At 70.1% G+C, this 17,603-nt stretch carries 15 protein-coding genes; 10 read left to right on the forward strand and 5 right to left on the reverse strand.

Annotated features, from left to right (window positions below; translation table 11 throughout):
• The first annotated feature begins 147 nt into the window (after positions 1-147).
• The 4 genes from OG542_RS28340 to OG542_RS28355 all read left to right on the forward strand — a co-directional run bounded on the left by OG542_RS28340 (position 148) and on the right by OG542_RS28355 (position 3,539).
• Positions 148-723 (forward strand): TerD family protein, encoded by a 576-nt coding sequence (locus OG542_RS28340; protein ID WP_184592174.1) that lies wholly within the window; start codon positions 148-150, stop codon positions 721-723.
• 99 nt (positions 724-822) lie between these two features.
• On the forward strand, positions 823-1,398 hold the full coding sequence (locus OG542_RS28345; RefSeq protein WP_311125471.1) for a TerD family protein: 576 nt from the start codon (positions 823-825) through the stop codon (positions 1,396-1,398).
• Between the two features lie 125 nt (positions 1,399-1,523).
• A complete protein-coding gene (locus tag OG542_RS28350; protein WP_193477741.1) occupies positions 1,524-2,669 on the forward strand; it encodes a DUF475 domain-containing protein in 1,146 nt (381 codons plus the stop codon).
• A 129-nt stretch (positions 2,670-2,798) separates the two neighbouring features.
• Positions 2,799-3,539 (forward strand): TerD family protein, encoded by a 741-nt coding sequence (locus OG542_RS28355; protein WP_311125470.1) that lies wholly within the window; start codon positions 2,799-2,801, stop codon positions 3,537-3,539.
• 34 nt (positions 3,540-3,573) lie between these two features.
• On the opposite strand, the gene OG542_RS28360 is transcribed toward OG542_RS28355, so the two are convergent.
• Positions 3,574-4,467 carry a TerD family protein gene (locus tag OG542_RS28360; RefSeq protein WP_311125469.1) on the reverse strand — a complete coding sequence of 298 codons (894 nt, stop codon included), beginning with the start codon at positions 4,465-4,467 and terminating at the stop codon, positions 3,574-3,576.
• Positions 4,468-4,695: 228 nt separating this feature from the next.
• Between OG542_RS28360 and OG542_RS28365 the strand changes: the two genes are divergently transcribed.
• Genes OG542_RS28365 through OG542_RS28375 form a run of 3 tightly spaced genes read left to right on the forward strand, consistent with a single transcriptional unit; the run spans position 4,696 to position 9,297 of the window.
• Positions 4,696-5,862, forward strand: a complete 1,167-nt coding sequence (locus tag OG542_RS28365; protein WP_328414392.1) for an HpcH/HpaI aldolase/citrate lyase family protein — start codon at positions 4,696-4,698, stop codon at positions 5,860-5,862.
• Between the two features lie 31 nt (positions 5,863-5,893).
• Positions 5,894-8,488, forward strand: coding sequence for a phosphoribosyltransferase (locus OG542_RS28370; RefSeq protein WP_328414394.1), 2,595 nt, complete (start codon positions 5,894-5,896; stop codon positions 8,486-8,488).
• Positions 8,488-9,297 carry an HAD family hydrolase gene (locus OG542_RS28375; RefSeq protein WP_328414396.1) on the forward strand — a complete coding sequence of 270 codons (810 nt, stop codon included), beginning with the start codon at positions 8,488-8,490 and terminating at the stop codon, positions 9,295-9,297. The genes OG542_RS28370 and OG542_RS28375 overlap by 1 nt, the downstream gene beginning before the upstream one ends.
• Here OG542_RS28375 and OG542_RS28380 read toward each other — a convergent pair.
• Together OG542_RS28380 and OG542_RS28385 are read right to left on the reverse strand one after the other, a co-directional pair.
• Complete coding sequence (locus tag OG542_RS28380; protein WP_328414398.1) at positions 9,218-9,991, reverse strand: DedA family protein; 774 nt, start codon at positions 9,989-9,991, stop codon at positions 9,218-9,220. The genes OG542_RS28375 and OG542_RS28380 overlap by 80 nt on opposite strands.
• A 47-nt stretch (positions 9,992-10,038) precedes the next feature.
• Positions 10,039-10,257 carry an FmdB family zinc ribbon protein gene (locus tag OG542_RS28385; RefSeq protein ID WP_328414400.1) on the reverse strand — a complete coding sequence of 73 codons (219 nt, stop codon included), beginning with the start codon at positions 10,255-10,257 and terminating at the stop codon, positions 10,039-10,041.
• A gap of 253 nt (positions 10,258-10,510) precedes the next feature.
• On the opposite strand from OG542_RS28385, the gene OG542_RS28390 reads away from it, so the two are divergent.
• The 3 genes from OG542_RS28390 (at position 10,511) to OG542_RS28400 (ending at position 15,255) form a co-directional block, all read left to right on the forward strand.
• Positions 10,511-12,661 carry a transglycosylase domain-containing protein gene (locus OG542_RS28390; protein WP_408057875.1) on the forward strand — a complete coding sequence of 717 codons (2,151 nt, stop codon included), beginning with the start codon at positions 10,511-10,513 and terminating at the stop codon, positions 12,659-12,661.
• Between the two features lie 55 nt (positions 12,662-12,716).
• Complete coding sequence (locus tag OG542_RS28395; protein WP_328414402.1) at positions 12,717-13,994, forward strand: polysaccharide deacetylase family protein; 1,278 nt, start codon at positions 12,717-12,719, stop codon at positions 13,992-13,994.
• Positions 13,995-14,100: 106 nt separating this feature from the next.
• Positions 14,101-15,255 (forward strand): amidase domain-containing protein, encoded by a 1,155-nt coding sequence (locus OG542_RS28400; RefSeq protein WP_328414404.1) that lies wholly within the window; start codon positions 14,101-14,103, stop codon positions 15,253-15,255.
• A gap of 19 nt (positions 15,256-15,274) precedes the next feature.
• Here OG542_RS28400 and OG542_RS28405 read toward each other — a convergent pair whose 3' ends face one another.
• Together OG542_RS28405 and OG542_RS28410 are read right to left on the reverse strand one after the other, a co-directional pair.
• Positions 15,275-16,678, reverse strand: coding sequence for a coiled-coil domain-containing protein (locus OG542_RS28405; RefSeq protein WP_328414406.1), 1,404 nt, complete (start codon positions 16,676-16,678; stop codon positions 15,275-15,277).
• 74 nt (positions 16,679-16,752) lie between these two features.
• On the reverse strand, positions 16,753-17,550 hold the full coding sequence (locus OG542_RS28410) for a DUF4097 family beta strand repeat-containing protein (protein WP_328414408.1): 798 nt from the start codon (positions 17,548-17,550) through the stop codon (positions 16,753-16,755).
• Between the last annotated feature and the right edge of the window lie 53 nt (positions 17,551-17,603).

A 17,603-nucleotide genomic window follows, 5' to 3' on the forward strand; every position in this document is an offset into this window, starting at 1 on the left:
CGCCGGTCGGGCGTCATGCGCCCGACACCCGCTGAATTCCCGGCTTCAGGGCCTGGGTGGTGCGGGAACCCGTCACTAGGATCGACTCGTTGATCCGACATCCGAGCACAACGGGGCATCCCGCCCCAGAACACCAATGGAGGACTCGTGGGAGTCAGCCTCAGCAAGGGCGGCAACGTATCGCTTAGCAAGGAGGCGCCGGGCCTGACCGCGGTCATCATCGGTCTGGGGTGGGACATCCGCACCACGACCGGCACCGACTTCGACCTGGACGCCAGTGCGCTGCTGCTGAACAACTCCGGCAAGGTCGGCAACGACCAGCACTTCATCTTCTTCAACAACCTCAAGACGCCGGACGGCTCCGTCGAGCACACCGGCGACAACCTCACCGGTGAGGGCGAGGGCGACGACGAGCAGATCAAGGTCGACCTCGCCACCGTCCCGGCCGACGTAGAGAAGATCGTCTTCCCGGTCTCGATCTACGACGCCGAGACCCGCCAGCAGTCCTTCGGCCAGGTGCGCAACGCGTTCATCCGCGTCGTGAACCAGGCCGGCGGCACCGAGATCGCCCGGTACGACCTGAGCGAGGACGCCTCCACCGAGACCGCCATGGTCTTCGGTGAGCTCTACCGGCACGGCGCGGAGTGGAAGTTCCGCGCCATCGGGCAGGGCTACGCCTCGGGCCTGCGCGGTATCGCGCAGGACTTCGGCGTGAACGTCTGAGCCGACCTCAAGGCCTCACCATCCGGCGCCGCACGGTTTACGTGCGGCGCCGGACGCGCAGGACAGCAGAGAAGTATCACTTCGGGGAGGGACAGCATCATGGGCGTCACGCTCGCCAAAGGGGGCAACGTCTCCCTGTCCAAAGCCGCACCGAACCTCACTCAGGTGATGATCGGGCTCGGCTGGGACGCGCGCTCCACCACCGGAGCCCCCTTCGACCTCGATGCCAGCGCCCTGATGTGCAGCGGCGGGCGCGTGCTCGGGGACGAGTGGTTCGTGTTCTACAACCAGCTCAAGAGCCCGGACGGCTCGGTGGAGCACACCGGTGACAACCTCACCGGTGAGGGCGACGGCGACGACGAGTCGCTCCTGATCGACCTCTCCAAGGTGCCGCCCCAGTGCGACAAGATCGTGTTCCCCGTCTCCATCCACATGGCCGACGAGCGCGGCCAGACGTTCGGCCAGGTCAGCAACGCCTTCATCCGCGTCGTGAACCAGGCGGACGGCCAGGAACTCGCCCGCTACGACCTGAGCGAGGACGCCTCCACGGAGACCGCGATGATCTTCGGTGAGGTCTATCGCTACCAGGCCGAATGGAAGTTCAGGGCGGTGGGACAAGGGTACGCGTCGGGCCTGCGCGGCATCGCGCTGGACTTCGGGGTCAGCGTTTCATAACGCGATATGAGCAAAATCCGGGGCCCGGTGGGGTATGGAGGGGGCCGGACTAGACTTCGGCTTCAAAAGTTCGTAAAGCCGGGTACGGCGCGGGGGAGCCCCGTACACACACGATTGGGTAGCCAGTGGTTCTGAAAACCTTCGGGTGGTCGTTCGCGGTCACCGCGCTCGGCCTGGTCGCAGCGGTTCTCTACGGAGGGTGGACCGCGTTCGGCGTCGTAGCGATCCTGTCCGTCCTCGAGATCTCGCTGTCCTTCGACAACGCGGTGGTCAACGCCGGGATCCTGAAGAAGATGAATGCCTTCTGGCAGAAGATCTTCCTCACGATCGGCATCCTGATCGCCGTCTTCGGTATGCGACTGGTCTTCCCCGTCGTGATCGTCGCGCTCAGCGCCCAGCTCGGACCGCTCGAGGCCGTCGACCTCGCGCTCACCGACAAGGACCAGTACCAGCAGTACGTCACCGACGCCCACCCGTCGATCGCCGCCTTCGGTGGCATGTTCCTGCTGATGATCTTCCTCGACTTCATCTTCGAGGACCGGGACATCAAGTGGCTCGGCTGGCTCGAGCGCCCGCTGGCCAAGCTCGGCAAGGTCGACATGCTGTCGGTCTGCATCGCCCTGATCGTCCTGCTGATCTCCTCGATCACCTTCGGCGCCAACGCCCACCAGCACGGTGGCACCCACGCCGACAAGGCGGAGACCGTCCTGCTCGCCGGTATCGGCGGTCTGATCACCTACATGATCGTCGGCGGCCTCTCCGGCTACTTCGAGGACAAGCTCGAAGAGGAGGAGGAGCGCGAGCACGAGGCCGAGGAGAAGGCCGCCCGCGAGGGCAAGCCCAAGTCGGCGGTGAAGCTGGCCGGCAAGGCCGCGTTCTTCATGTTCCTCTACCTCGAGGTCCTGGACGCGTCCTTCTCCTTCGACGGCGTGATCGGCGCCTTCGCCATCACCAACGACATCGTCCTGATGGCCCTCGGCCTCGGTATCGGCGCCATGTACGTCCGGTCGCTCACGGTCTACCTGGTCCGCGAGGGCACCCTCGACGACTACGTCTACCTGGAGCACGGCGCGCACTACGCGATCGGCGCGCTCGCCCTGGTCCTGCTCGTCACCATCCAGTACGAGATCAACGAGTTCATCACCGGCTCCATCGGCGTCATCCTGATCGGCGCCTCGTTCTGGTCCTCCGTGCGCCGCAACCGCGCCATCGCGGCGGCCGAGGGAAAAGCCGGCTCGGACGAGAAGACTGAGGTCTCGTCCGGGGTGTGACACCCCTCCGGGTGAGGAACGCTCTGTGCGGGGCGGCTGCCGAGGCGAGTCCTCGGAGCCGCCCCGTCGGTCGTCAAGGCCGTGGGTCATGCGATGACCTGCGGTCTCCAAGTGAACGTGGGGGGCGGAATGGGCCTGTTCGACGGACTTCGGCGCGGGCACGATGTGCAGTTCGACTCGGGCCACGCGGCGACGAACGCGATCGAACTGACCAAGCGGCGCGCACAGATATCACTCACCAAGCAGGACGCGGCCACCGGCCATCTGCGCGTCAACCTGAGCTGGCGGATGCGCACCTCCGACATCGGCGGTCCGCAGCGCGAGAGCCTGCTGCGGCACCCCTTCCGGGCCCTCAAACCACCGGAGGTCGTCGGCCACAGCCAGAGCATGGTCAACGTCGACCTCGACCTGGGCTGCCTCTACGAGCTCCAGGACGGCACCAAGGGCGTCGTCCAGCCCCTCGGCGGCTACTTCGGCGACGTCAACGCCGCGCCGTACGTCAAGCTCAGCGGCGACGACCGCTTCGGCTCCGGGTCCGGCGAGACGATGTACATCAACCTCGACCACCGCGAGAACATCAAGCGGCTCCTGGTCTTCGTCTACATCTACGACCAGACACCCGCCTTTGACCGCACCCACGCCAGCGTCACCCTCTACCCGAGCAGCGGCCCGCGCATCGAGATCCACCTCGACGAACGCCAGCCGCAGGCACGCTCCTGCGCCGTCGTCATGATCGAAAAGATCAAGAACGACGAGATCATCGTGCGCCGCGAGGCGAAATTCGTCTACGGGTTCCAGGCCGAGCTGGACCGGCTGTACGGGTGGGGGCTGCAGTGGGGGCGGGGCTACAAGACTAAGGTCGAGCGCTGAGGGGCCGCCCTTGCGGGTGTGGGCCCGAGGCTTCTCACCGTCCGATGAACTGCGGGCCCTGCGGGGGCAGGCGGAAGTCCGGGTCGGGGGCCGCGGTGACCGGCGGCGGGTAACCGTAGCCGCTCTGCGCCCCCGTGACGCCCGCCGCGGCCGGAGCCTGGGGGTAGCCGTACGCGGGCTGGCCCGCGGGCTGCGGGTAGCCGTACGCCGGCTGGGTCGGCGGGGGCTGCTGGGGCGGATAGCCGTACGCGGGCTGTGCGGGGACCACGGTCGGCTGCTCCGGAGGCAGCGGCCGGGACACCTCGGGGGAGGGCTGAACCGTGGCCGTGGGCTGCTGCGTGGTTCCGGCCGTGGTGGGCAGGCCCGTCGTCTCCTGGGCGGCCTCCGACTCGTCCACCGAGATGCCGTAGTCGGTCGCGAGCCCCTGCAGCCCGTTCGAATAGCCCTCGCCCAGGGCCCGGAACTTCCAGCCCTCGCCGCGCCGGTACAGCTCGCCGCAGATCAGCGCGGTCTCCTCGCCCGTCTCCGGCTTGACGTCGAAGTACGCCAGGGCTTCCGCCTCGGTGCCCGCCGCGTCGTACAGCAGGATGCGCAGCGCCTGTACGCGGTCGAACGGGACGCCGTCCGCCGATGCGACCAGCAGAATCCGGCTGACTCCCGACTCGACACCGGTGAGCTCTGTCTGGATCGTGTCGGTCAGGCCCTCGGCGACCCGCTTCTTGCCGAGCCGCCACACCTTCCCGGAGGGGTGCCGGGGCTGGTTGTAGAAGACGAAGTCCTCGTCGGAGCGCACACGACCGTCGGGGCCGAGGAGCAGCGCGGAGGCATCGACGTCCGGAACCCCCTGTCCGGTTGTCCAGCGCAGCACGGCGCGCACCGTGGTGGCTTCCAGCGGGACGTTCGACCCCTTCAGCATCGCGTGCGTCATGCGGTCATCCTGCCTTCTCGGTCCTGCTCACGACAACGCGGGGGCCGGGGGCCACGAGCGGCGCCGACGGCCGTCGCGGACTACCGTCGTCATGGCCGGGCCTGGCTGTGCTTGCCCGCGTTACCTGAAATTCATGCCTGACGGGAACCTCTGCCATGGACTTCTACGTACTATTACCGGCCACCTTTCGACGATTCGCAGGCAGCACGACCACCACGGGGGAGTTCCATGCGTCATTTCGGGCAGATCGCCCCTGAGACGCGGAAGCGTCTTTTCCACCGCGAGCCGTGCGTGTTCACGCCGGGCTCCCCGGCCCGGCTGCTCGCGGCGGCCCTGGGCGCCACGCTCTACAGTCCGGCCACCCGGCCGCGCCTCGCCGACGATGTCCTCAAGCAGGCCGGGCGCGGTGTGGTCTCGATGGTGGTGTGCCTCGAGGACTCGATCGACGACGCGGACGTCGGCCCGGGCGAGGAGAACCTCGTCCGCCAGTTCAGGACCCTCGCCGACCTCCCGGACACGGACCTGCCCCTGCTGTTCATCCGGGTCCGCGTCCCCGAGCAGATCCCCGACCTCGTGCGGCGGCTCGGTCCGTCCGCCCGGCTGCTGTCCGGATTCGTACTGCCGAAGTTCACCGAGGAGCGGGGCATCCCCTTCCTCGAGGCGCTGGCGACCGCCGAGGCCGAAAGCGGCCGCCGTCTTTTCGCCATGCCGGTGCTGGAGTCGCCGGAGCTGCTCTACCGGGAGTCCCGCGTGGAGACCCTGGAGGGCATCTCCCGGGCCGTCGACAAGTACCGCGACCGCGTGCTGGCCCTGCGCCTCGGCGTGACGGACTTCTGCTCCTCCTACGGGCTGCGCAGAGGCCCCGACATGACGGCGTACGACGTGCAGATCGTCGCCGCCGTGATCGCCGACGTGGTGAACATGCTGGGCCGCGCCGACGGGACCGGCTTCACCGTGACCGGGCCGGTGTGGGAGTACTTCCGGGTCCAGGAGCGCATGTTCAAGCCGCAGCTGCGGCAGAGCCCCTTCCTTGAGGTGCAGGCCGCGGAACTGCGCGAGAAGCTGATTGAGCACGCCATGGACGGCCTGCTGAGGGAGATCTCCCTGGACCACGCCAACGGCCTGCTGGGCAAGACCTGCATCCACCCCTCCCACGTGCTTCCGGTGCACGCCCTGTCGGTCGTCAGCCACGAGGAGTTCTCGGACGCCCAGGACATCCTGCGCCCCGAGCGGGGCGGCGGGGGTGTGCTTCGATCGGCGTACACGAACAAGATGAACGAGGTGAAGCCGCATCGGGCCTGGGCCGAGCGGACCCTGCTGCGTGCCGAGGTTTTCGGCGTGGCGAACGAGGACATCGGCTTCGTGGAACTGCTCGCCGCCGGTCTGCCCGGCTGAACGCACGGCATCCTAAGAATTCGAACGGTTGGTGGAGAAGGCAGTGAACGAGGGGGTGCACGGCGAGGTGCGCGACGAAGCCGGCGGTGTCTGGTCCGGCAGCTGGGTCGCGGAGCGGCTCGGCGTCGAGCTCGTCGGCGAGGACCGGCTGACCGACCTGCTGGGGCTGGCGCTGCGGCGCAATCCCAAGCGGGCCCATCTGCTGGTGTCGAACGTGCTGGGCAAGCACGTGCCGCAGTCGCCGTCCGTCGTCTACGGCCACGGCGTCGAGCTCGGCCGCCGGGTGCGGGAGCTGCTGGGCGCCGAGGAGGCGGGCCGGGCCGTCGTCCTCGGCTACGCGGAGACGGCGACCGGCCTCGGCCACTCCGTCGCCGACGGGCTGGGCCTCGCGCCCTACCTGCACTCCACCCGCCGCCCCGTCGCCGGTCTCGCGGCGGCCGGCGGCTTCGAGGAGGCCCACTCGCACGCGACCTCGCATCTGCTCCTGCCGGAGGATCCCGCGCTGCTGACCGGGGACGGGCCGCTGGTCCTGGTCGACGACGAGTTCTCCACGGGGAACACGGTGCTGAACACCGTGCGGGATCTTCATGGGCGGTATCCGCGGCGGAGGTATGTCGTGGTGGCGTTGGTCGACATGCGGTCGGCGGCGGATGCCGGCCGGCTGGAGGAGTTCGCCCGCGAGATCGGGGCCCGTGTGGACCTGGTCGCGGCGGCCTCGGGGACCGTGCGGCTGCCTGAGGGGGTGCTGGAGAGGGGGCAGGAGTTGGTGGCGCGGTACGAGGCCGAGAGTGCGGCGGAAGGTCGTACTTCGGCTGTGGCGCCGTCGTGGCCCGTCGCGCAGTTCCCCGCGCCCCCAAACAGCGGCGTTGCCGTCGAAGCCGACCAGGAGGCCAGCTCCCTAGGGGCGCGGGGAACTGCGCGACCGGCCCCCACCGGCCCGCACCCGGACGACAACCGGATAGACCTGCACTGGCCCGCCGACCTGCCGGACGGCGCCCGGCACGGGTTCACCCCGGCCCATCGGGAGCGGCTGGAGGCCGCTCTGCCCGGCATGGCCGCCCGGATCGCCGACGCGCTGCCCACAGACGCACGCCGCGTGCACCTCCTGGGCTTCGAAGAGCTGATGTACGCCCCGCTCAGGCTCGCCCACGAGCTGGAGCGGACCGCCGGCGTCGAGGTCCGTTACTCGACCACCACCCGCTCACCCGTCCTGGCCGTGGACGACCCCGGCTACGCGATACGTACCCGCCTCGCCTTCCCCGCCCATGACGACCCCGCCGACGGCCCCGGCGAGCGGTACGCCTACAACGTCGCCGGCGCCGGATTCGACGCCGTCGTCGCGGTGGTCGACTCGGCCGGGGACACTCCCGCGCTGCACGCGCCCGACGGTCTGCTGGCCCGGCTCGCCGCGCACACGCCGCGGGTCCTGCTCGCCGTCATACCGTCGTACGCCCCCGAAAGGCCCTCCATGCTGCCCGAGCCCCTGCGCGGCCCCGCCTTCTCCTCGTACGCGCCCGAGGAGGTCGGCTGGCTGCTCCAGGACCTCTCGGACGTGACACTGGAGGCGCCGACCGAGGAACGCGAGGAGGCGATCCAGAGCGGCGGCGCGCACTACGCGGAGTCGCTGCCCGTGGAGTACCAGCCGAACGAGCGGTACCAGGAGCTCTTCCACGCCGCGCTGGACGACTCGGCGGCCCGTATCGCCCAGGCGACCGGCGTGGTCACGGAGACGGTCCTCGCCGAGCGCGGCCCCCGCCCGGTCCTGGTCTCCCTGGCCCGCGCGGGAACACCCGTCGGCATCCTCATGCGCCGCTGGGCCCAGCACCGGCACGGCCTCGACCTGCCGCACTACGCCGTGTCGATCGTCCGCGGCCGGGGGATCGACGCCAACGCGCTGCGCTGGCTCGCCGCGCACCACGACCCGAGGGACGTCGTCTTCGTCGACGGCTGGACCGGCAAGGGCGCCATCACCCGCGAACTCGCCCAGGCCCTGGAGGAGTTCGAGAAGTCCGACGGCATCACCGGCTTCAGCCCCGAGATCGCGGTCCTGGCCGACCCGGGCTCCTGCGTACGGACCTACGGCACCCGCGAGGACTTCCTCATCCCCTCCGCCTGTCTCAACTCCACCGTGTCCGGCCTGATCTCGCGGACCGTGCTGCGGGCGGACCTGGTCGGTCCGCACGACTTCCACGGCGCGAAGTTCTACCGCGAACTCACCGGCACCGACGTCTCGGTGACCTTCCTGGACGCCGTGTCCGCCCGCTTCCCCGAGGTCGAGGACGCGGCCTGCGCCCAGGCCAAGGAACTGCTCGCCGCCGACCGCTCGCCCACCTGGGAGGGCTGGGCCGCCGTCGAGCGCATCTGTGCGGAGTACGGCATCCACGACGTGAACCTCGTCAAGCCCGGCGTCGGCGAGACCACCCGGGTGCTGCTGCGCCGCGTGCCCTGGAAGATCCTGGCCCGTGCCGGAGCGGGCAGCGACCTCGACCACGTACGCCTGCTGGCCGAGCAACGCGGCGTGCCCGTCGAGGAGGCCGCCGGCCTGCCCTACACCTGCGTCGGGTTGATCCACCCCAAGTACACCCGGGGCGCGACCGGCGCCGACGGCAAGGCGGTGTCGGTCTGATGCCCGCACTCGTCGCGAGCGACCTCGATCGCACCCTGATCTACTCCGCCGCCGCCCTGGCGCTGACCATGCCGGACGCCCGGGCGCCCCGGCTGCTGTGCGTGGAGGTGCACGAGAGCAAGCCGCTGTCGTACATGACGGAGACGGCGGCCCGGCTCCTCACCGATCTGGGCGACGCGGCCGTGTTCGTGCCGACGACGACCCGGACGCGCAAGCAGTACCAGCGCATCAACCTCCCGGGCCCCGAACCCACCTACGCGATCTGCGCGAACGGCGGCCACCTCCTGGTGGACGGGGTCTCCGACCCCGACTGGCACGCCCAGGTGACCGCACGGCTGGCCGACCAGTGCGCGCCGCTGGCCGAGGTGCAGGAACACCTGCTGAGGGCCGCCGACCCGGTCTGGGTGCGCAAACACCGCGTCGCCGACGACCTCTTCGCCTACCTCGTCGTCGAGCGGGAACTGCTCGACGAGGACTGGGTGAAGGAACTCGCGGTGTGGGCCGAGAACCGCGGCTGGACCGTGTCCCTCCAGGGCCGCAAGATCTACGCGGTTCCCAAGCCGCTCACCAAGAGCGCGGCGATGCGGGAGGTCGCCCGGCGGACCGGGGCCGATCTCACGCTCGCCGCGGGCGACTCCCTGCTCGATACCGACCTGCTGCTCGCGGCGGACCAGGGCTGGCGGCCCGGCCACGGGGAGCTGGCCGACACCGGCTTCACGGCTCCCTCGATCAGGGTGCTTCCCGACCGGGGTGTCCTCGCCGGGGAGCGGATCCTGCGGGAGTTTCTGGGGGCAGTAGGGGGCGCCTGAGGACTCGGGTGTCCTGGTCCTCGTGCGGGTGCGGCGTTGTCGTGGCCGTTCGCGCAGTTCCCCGCGCCCCTTGGGGGCCTCGTAGCAGCCGCACGGCGATGAACGCCACCACCGCCACGGCCGCCACGGCGAGGACCACCTTCGAGTAGGTGGAGACGATGTCCGACACCTGGTGCCAGTTCGCGCCGAGGAAGTAGCCCGCGAGGACGAACACCGCGTTCCAGATCGCGCTGCCCAGGGTGGTCAGCCCCAGGAACACCGGCAGCCGCATGCGCTCGACACCCGCCGGGACGGAGATCAGGCTGCGGAAGATCGGAATCATCCGGCCGAAGAACACGGCCTTCGTGCCGTGCCGCAGGAACCACGCCTCGGTCCGCTCGATGTCCGAGATCTTCACCAGCGGCAGACGGCCCGCCAACGCCACCGTCCGGTCACGGCCGAGCAGCGCACCGATCCCGTACAACGCGAGGGCGCCGATCACCGAGCCGGCCGTCGTCCACAGCAGGACGGCGAGCAGGCTCATCCGCCCGCTGCTCGCGGCGAACCCGGCGAGAGGCAGGATCACCTCACTCGGCAGGGGCGGGAACAGGTTCTCCAAGGCGATGGCGAGACCGGCACCCGGCGCGCCCAGCGCGTCCATGAGGTCGTTGACCCACTGCGGTCCGGCGTCCGCAGCAGCTGCGATGGCTGTCATGCCGCAACGCTAGGAAACCGAAGCTGAAGAACTCCTGAGGAAGGGCGTCAGCCGCAGCAGCCGCCACCGCAGCAACCGCCGCCACCGCCCGCGCGGGGTGCCGGGGCCGGGGCGGAGGCCGAGCCGGCCACCGCGACCGTGGAAAGGAGCTTCACCGTGTCGTCGTGACCCGACGGGCACGCCGCGGGAGCGGAGGACTCCACCATGGGACGGCTCAGTTCGAAGGTGTCGCCGCAGGTCCGGCAGCGGTACTCGTAGCGAGGCATGCGAACAGACTAATCCGCGGCAAGGGAAATACCGGCCTTCGCGATTGCTTTGGATCATTCTTGCCCGAACCAGTGTGGAGGAAATGTAAAGGTCGCTGGTAACTTTCGATCGTCGCGAGGAGCCGTGAGGCCGGGGGAATGTGGGGCGCGCTGCCGTTGACCGCGGCAGCCATGCCCTTCCGCGCGAGCACCACAGTGAGCGGGGAGGGGAGACGCAGCCGTGACCGAGGCTGGGTGGGAGCCGGACGAGACCGTGCAGTTGAAGGTTCCCGCTTCCTTACACGCGGACGAGACCATGCAATTGCGCATGGCCGAGGTGGCCGCATCCAACAGCGCGGACACGTGGTCCGGTACGGCCTCAGGCAGGCATGGATCCGGCGGGTCGCGCCGCCGGCGCAGGGCACCCCGTCCTTCCCTCCTGTCCCGTCTCCGCGCCGCCGGCGGCCCCCGGCTGATCCCGCTCATCGCCCGCGTCGCGCCCTACGCCCGCTGCCTGCGGCCCCGGTACCCGCACCCCGGCCGCACCGGCTGGCGCCGCTGGGCACCCTCCTGGCGGCAGTGGCTCGGTGCCGCGCTGACGTGCACCGGCCTGGCCCTCGGTTTCCTGGGCGTCGCCTACGCCGCGACCGACATCCCGGGGAACCTCAACTCGTACGCCACCCAGCAGGACAACGTCTACTACTGGTCCGACGGGACACCCATGGCACGCACCGGCTGGGTGCGGCGGCAGGCGATGCCGCTGAAGGACATTCCCGAGGACGTCCGCGACGCGGTGCTGGCGGCGGAGAACGCGAGCTTCTACAGCGATCCCGGCATCTCCTTCAGCGGCCTCACCCGCGCCCTGTGGCGCACCGTCGGCCAGGGAGACACCCAGGGCGGGTCCACCATCACCCAGCAGTACGTCAAGAACGTCTACCTCAACCAGGACCGCTCGGTCGGCCGCAAGTTCACCGAGGCCATGCTCGCCCTCAAGCTCGACAACGGGATGAGCAAGGACGACATTCTCGAGGGCTACCTCAACACGAGCTGGTTCGGCCGCGGCACCTACGGCATCCAGCGCGCCGCCCAGGCCTACTACGGCAAGGACGTCGGCGAACTCGACGTCGGCGAGGCCGCCTTCCTCGCCTCCCTCCTCAAGGGCGCGGGGCTCTATGACCCGGCCCTGAGCAAGGCCAACCACGCCCGGGCGGTGGAACGTTGGTCATGGATCCTCGACCGCATGGTCGAGAGCGGCACGCTGTCGAAGTCCGAGCGGGCCCACTACAAGCAGTTCCCGGAACCGCTGAAGCAGGCGCCGGGGTACGACACCGGCAAGCAGAGCGACTACCTCGTGGAGTTGGCCGCCCAGTACGCCAAGAAGGCCGCGCGCATCTCGGCCAAGGAGTTCGACCTCGGCGGCTACCAGATCTACACGACCTTCGACCGCAAGCAGGAGGCCGCGCTCACCGACGCCGTGGCCAAAGCCCGCGAGCGGGCGCGGAAGGACGACGCCGCCAAGGCGAAGACCCTGCACTTCGGCGCCGCCTCGGTGGACACCGACGGGCGGATACTCGCCGTCCACGGCGGCCCCGACCACCGCACGCAGGGCTACAACGAGTCGAACGCGACCACCGTGCCCGCCGGTTCGGCATTCCTGCCGTTCGTCTACGCCGCCGCCCTGGAGAACGGCGTGCGCAAGACCCGTGAGGGCGCCGCGACCGAGGTCACCCCGCAGACGCTGTACGACGGGGACGACGGCATCCCCGTCATGACACCCGAAGGGCCCTACTGGGACCGCAGCGGCAAGCAGGTCACCGCCCACAACGACGGCAGGAGGTCCTACGGGCGGATCAGCCTGAGCCGGGCGCTCGCCCTGTCGGTGAACGCGCCGTTCATGCAGCTCGGCATGGACACCGGCCTGGACGAGGTGCGGGACACCGCTCAGGCGGCGGGCCTGCTCTCCTCCAGCTTCGGCCCGCAGGCGCCCGGGATGTCTCTGGGCAGCGCCACGCCCAGCGCGATCCGCATGGCGAGCGGATACGCCACGTTCGCCGCCGCCGGCACGCATGTCGAGCCGTACTCGGTGGCCAGGATCACCCGCAACGGCTCCGAGACCACGCTGGCGGAGCCCGCGTCCCGCCGTGCGGTGAAGGCGAGCGTGGCCGAGGCGGTCCAGTCCGCCCTCACGGACGCCTTCCGCATCGCCCACCCCGAGGTGGACGCGCCCGCCGAGGTGGCCGGGAAGGCCGGCACCGTGCAGAACGACACCGCGGCCTGGTACGTCGGCACGGCCACCTCCGTGTCGACAGCCGTCGTGGCCTACCGCATCGACCTCACCAAAAGCCTCGAACCACTGCCGTTGCAGGGGATCGCGGGCGACAGCGTCGCGTACGGCATCTGGTCCGGTGCCCGGGGCCTCGGCTGACCTCCGCGCCCGGCACCACCCCGACACCCCCACCCCCTCGCAGAATGAGCCGCGCATGAAGTCACCGTCCGGCCGCCGCCGCCGACCCCGCGCATCCCGCCGCACCACGGCCCCGGGGATGCTGACCCTGGCGGCCCTTCTCGTCGTCGCATCCCTGGTCGGGGGCTATCTGGTCCTCACACGCCCGGACACCACCACCCCCACCGCCTCCTCCGGGGCGCGCAAGGGACCCTCCGCGAAGCCGAACCAGGAACCCCGGTGGGACGGCAGGGCGAAGGTCCTCGGGGACGGCTCCACCTCCTACACCGGCCCGCAGAAGGGACAGCTGAAGCCGGTGCCGCTCAGACCGGGCGAGAAGCCGCCCCAGTTCGTGGTGTTCTCCTGGGACGGCGCGCTGCAGGGCGATGACGGGCTCTTCCGGCACTACCGGGAACTGGCCGAGGAGTACGACGCCCACATGACCTTCTTCCTCACGGGCATCTACCTGCTGCCCAAGAGCAAGAGGGACCTCTACTCCCCGCCCCGCCACCCCAGGGGCTCGGCGGCGATCAGCTTCGCCACCGACGAGCACATCCGCACCACGCTGGAGCAGCTCGGCAGGGCGTGGCAGGACGGGAACGAGATCGGTACCCACTTCAACGGCCACTTCTGCGGCAAGAAGGGCGGCGGCGACTGGAGCGTCGCGGAGTGGAAGAGCGAGATCGACCAGTTCTACGACTTCGCCGAGAACTGGAAGACCAACACCGGCTTCCAGGACGTCGACCCGCTGCCGTTCGACATCAGGAAGGAGGTCACGGGCGGCCGTGCGCCCTGCCTGGAGGGCCAGGAGAACCTGCTGAAGGCCGCCAAGGGCTACAGCTGGCGCTACGACGCCAGCTCCGCGGGTGACTTCCAGATATGGCCCGGCAAGAAGAACGGCATCTGGGATTTCCCGCTGCAGCTGGTCCCGTACGAGGGTGGCAAGTACCAGGGCCTGTCGATGGACTTCAACTTCCTCTACAACCAGTCAGACGGCGAGACCGAGGGAGACCCGGCGAACTACCCGCAGTGGGAGCAGCAGACCGTCGCCTCCTACATGTCCGGCTTCAACCGCGTGTACTACGGCAGCCGGGCCCCGCTGTTCATCGGCAACCACTTCGAGGACTGGAACGGCGGCATCTACATGAGGGCCGTCGACGAGGTCATCAAGAGCGTGTGCACGAAGAAGGACGTCAAGTGCGTGTCCTTCAGGGAGCTGGCCGACTGGCTCGACGTGCAGAAACCCGAGACGCTGCAGTGGCTGCGCACCCTGGACCCGGCGCAGTCGCCTGCCTGGTCGACGGTCGTGGAGTAACAGGAGCAACACTCTTCACAACAGCCACACATTTCATGCGAAGATCTCCTACCCCCGCAACTCCTGGCGGGGGCAAGAGGGGAAAACATCAGTGAAATCAAGGAAGTTGAACGGGACCCGACGCCGTCTCCCGATACTCGGCGCCGCGGCGACCTCGGTCGTCGCCGGAGTCGCCCTGCTGCCCAACTGGAGCGCCGGCGCGGCGGTTCTCGACGGCCCGACGGTGGACGCGCAGACCGAGGCCACGTTCCAGCGGCTGGCGGACGCGGTCTTCACCGACCGCACCGACGCCTTGGTCGACGGCGGCCAGGGTGATCGGGACAAGCCGCTGACCGACGGCTTCTCCGGCGACGTCAAGCTGTCCTCCGGCATGGCCCGCGCCGAGGACGCCACCCTGTCCGCGCTGGAGCAGCGCAAGGAGAAGCTGGCGAAGGCCGGCGAGAGGTACAGCAAGGCCGGCACCACTGTCACCCTGAACGACACGCGGGTGACGGGCCGTACGGCCAAGGTGGCGGTCACCGAGACCACGACTCTGACCTACGCCCGGGCCCGTGGCGACGCGCCGAGGACCACCGGCTTCCAGGCCCGGCACGAGCTGACCTTCAAGGCCGACCGGCAGGGCGACTGGCAGCTGACCGCCATCCGAGACACCGAACCGGGTGGGCTCGCGGTGAACACGCTCTCCAGGCCGGCCCCCGTCAAGGTGACCACCGCCGACGACACCATGCCGAACGCCCCGCGCGCGGCGACCACCCGCAACCCGGCCGCCGTCCCGAAGACCGCCACGACGTACGACTACAAGGCCATGGCGGCCTACGCGGAGAAGCACTGGAACGTCTACAACAAGGACTACCCGGACTTCAACGGCCAGGGCGCCGGCGGCGACTGCACCAACTTCGTCAGCCAGGCCCTGAAGGCGGGCGGCTGGAAGCACGTCCCCGGCTACGTGTACGACTACACCAGGTGGTTCGGCAACGCCGACATCCAGTCGCACTCGTTCATCGGCGTCAACGAGTGGTCCTGGTTCGCCCAGAACTCCAAGCGGACCAAGCCGCTCGCCAACGTCTACCAGCTCGAGGTCGGTGACGTCCTCCAGGTGGACTTCGACAAGGACGGGTCCAAGGACCACACGATGATCGTCACGTACAAGAGCGGCGGCGTGCCGTACGTGACCTACCACTCGAACAACACTCTCCGCAGGTCGGTGGCGAGCCTCGTCGCGTCGTACCCGAACGCGTACTACTACGCCTACCGCTCCTGAGGCCGGACGGGGGCCGGGCTCAGTGGCCGGCCCCCCGTTCCTCGCGGATCCGGTCCACCACACGCGCCACCGACTGCCGGATCGCTTCCGTCTCCGTGAGGAAGTGCCAGTAGTCGGGGTGGCGGCCGTCGAGGGTGGCGATGGCGCGTTCCAGGCGGGACACGGCGTCGTCCAGGGGCCGGGCGTGCTGCGGGTCGGGGGTGTTGCGGCCGGCCATGGCCAGGCGCTGGGCGTCGCGGATGGCGAAGCGCGTGCGCTCGATCTCCTGCCGGCGGTCCTTCTGCACCGCGTTCAGGCGGTGCAGGCGGTCGCCGGCGGCCGAGACGGCCTCGTCGGTGCTGTTCAGCAGGGCCCGAACGGTCGACAGCAGGGCCGTCGCGTCGGCCCAGCGCTGCTCGACGCGGGCGGACTGGGCCTCGGCCAGCTTGGTCTCGGCCTGGCGGACGTGCGCGGCGGCGTCCTCGGGGACGCGCTGGAGGTCCTGCCAGCAGGCCGCGGTGAAGCGGCGGCGGAGTTCGCTCAGGATCGGGTCCACCTGCTCGGAGCGGGTGGTGAGGGCCTGCGCGCGGGTGCGCAGGGAGACGAGACGGTGGTCGATCTCGGCGGCGCGGTCCGGCAGCCGCTCGGCCTCCACACGGATCGCCTCGGCCTCGCGTGTGACCCGTTCGGCCCGCTCCAGGGTCTCCGGCACGCCATGCCGGCCGGCGCCCTGGTTCAGCTTGGTCAGCTCCGGGGAGAGGGCGGCGAGACGGGCGGCGAGGTCGTCCGCCTTCAGATTCGACGCTCGTACGGCGTCGAGGGCGTTGGAGGCGGCGAGCAGGCCCTGGCGGGCGCGTTCGACGGCGGGTGCGAGGCGGGCCAGCTGGGTCTCGGCCTTGCCGAGCAGGGGACCGAGGCCGTCGGTGAACCGGTCCAGCTCCTGCTTGACCCGGTCGAGTTCCTCCTTGGCGGCGGTCAGCTCGGTGCGGGCACGGGAGGCGGTCGAGGCCTCCAGGTCGTCGCGGTCGAGGTCGTGGGCGTCGACGGCGTTGATGTACCGGTGGCTGACCTCGTCGATGCGGCTGCCCAGGGCGTCGAAATCGGCGACGGCGCGCCGGGCGGCGGGGGAGTCGTCGACAGCGGTGATCGTCTCTATCGAGATGCGCAGGTCGCGCTGGGCGGTGTCCAGCTCGTAGAAGGCGGCTGCCGCGGCGTCCTTCGCCGCCTGGGCCTCGGCCCGCTGGTTCTCGGCACGGCCGCCGAACCAGCGCCGGGTGCCCCCGCCCGCGAAGGCGGCGGGCAGCGCCAGCGCGGCCACCAGCGGCAGCACCATCAGGGTGAGCGCGTCCCGGAGCGGACGGCCCGGGGTGCGCAGGAGGGGGCGACGCGGGCGATGTGCGCGCGGAACCGACGGCGAGTACGGCTGCCCTGGTGTCGCCGTCACATCCCTCTCCCGTGCTGTTGTCCACCCTGCCCGGTCTCATTCTCCCACCGGTTAAGGACGAACACACGGGCTGGTCAGTTCGCTGTTCGGACCGTCACTTTGCCGTCGCCGGTCCGGGCGGACACCACATGGGAGCTGCTCTCGTCGCGGGGCACGGACACATCCACGCCGCCATCGCCGGTCTGGGTGGTCACGCGGTAGGTGGCCTCGGGCAGCGCGATGGTCACGGAACCGTCGCCGCTGCGGGACTCCACGCGGTCCGGTACGACGCCGATTTCGAGGCGGGCCGAGCCGTCGTCGGTGTGGGTGCGGATGTCACGGGAGGAGACCTCCGCGCGGATGGACCCGTCGCCGGTGCGCAGCTCCAGGGGCCCGGTGGTGTCGGTGACGCGGACGGAGCCGTCGCGGGTACGAATGCTCAGGGGGTCCCGGAAGCCCCGGGCGCGCACGCTGCCGTCGTCGTCCCGGACCTTCACGGTGACGCCCCGCGGTACCTCGATGCGGTGCTTGGCCGAGCAGTCGACGACGACGCCGGAGCACTTCAGCCGCAGCACCAGCCGGTCGTCCCGCATGGACCAGGTGGCCTTGGGGTCCTTGCCGACGACGACCGAGCCCTGGAACCACCGGGTGACCTCGATCTTGCCCGCCCGGTTCTTGTCGGCGGCGACGATCTCGAGGGCGGAGTCGTCGGAGTCGACGGTCAGGGTGCGGCCCTGGAGGCCGAAGGACCGGTGGTCGGGGTCGGTGTCGTCCCCGGCGGACGCCCCGCAGGCGCTGAGCCCGGCGACGAGAACGGCCACGGCACCGGCGACGGCGATCGCGCGGGTGGAAGCGGTGCGGGTGGTGCCGGTGGTGCGGATGGTGCGGGCCATGACGGTCTCCCCCTGGGCCGACGACGGGCGCTCTCGTGCGCTCTACGACCGTA

The organism is Streptomyces violaceus, from assembly GCF_036014075.1.
Lineage (GTDB): Bacteria > Actinomycetota > Actinomycetes > Streptomycetales > Streptomycetaceae > Streptomyces > Streptomyces violaceus.

Bases quoted from the DNA above. Each gene is read 5' to 3' on its own strand.
- OG542_RS28355 (WP_311125470.1), top strand. From the start codon at position 2,799: ATGGGCCTGTTCGACGGACTTCGGCGCGGGCACGATGTGCAGTTCGAC.
- OG542_RS28375 (WP_328414396.1), top strand. From the start codon at position 8,488: ATGCCCGCACTCGTCGCGAGCGACCTCGATCGCACCCTGATCTACTCC.
- OG542_RS28380 (WP_328414398.1), bottom strand. From the start codon at position 9,991: ATGACAGCCATCGCAGCTGCTGCGGACGCCGGACCGCAGTGGGTCAAC.
- OG542_RS28365 (WP_328414392.1), top strand. From the start codon at position 4,696: ATGCGTCATTTCGGGCAGATCGCCCCTGAGACGCGGAAGCGTCTTTTC.
- OG542_RS28345 (WP_311125471.1), top strand. From the start codon at position 823: ATGGGCGTCACGCTCGCCAAAGGGGGCAACGTCTCCCTGTCCAAAGCC.
- OG542_RS28395 (WP_328414402.1), top strand. From the start codon at position 12,717: ATGAAGTCACCGTCCGGCCGCCGCCGCCGACCCCGCGCATCCCGCCGC.
- OG542_RS28360 (WP_311125469.1), bottom strand. From the start codon at position 4,467: ATGACGCACGCGATGCTGAAGGGGTCGAACGTCCCGCTGGAAGCCACC.
- OG542_RS28410 (WP_328414408.1), bottom strand. From the start codon at position 17,550: ATGGCCCGCACCATCCGCACCACCGGCACCACCCGCACCGCTTCCACC.
- OG542_RS28385 (WP_328414400.1), bottom strand. From the start codon at position 10,257: ATGCCTCGCTACGAGTACCGCTGCCGGACCTGCGGCGACACCTTCGAA.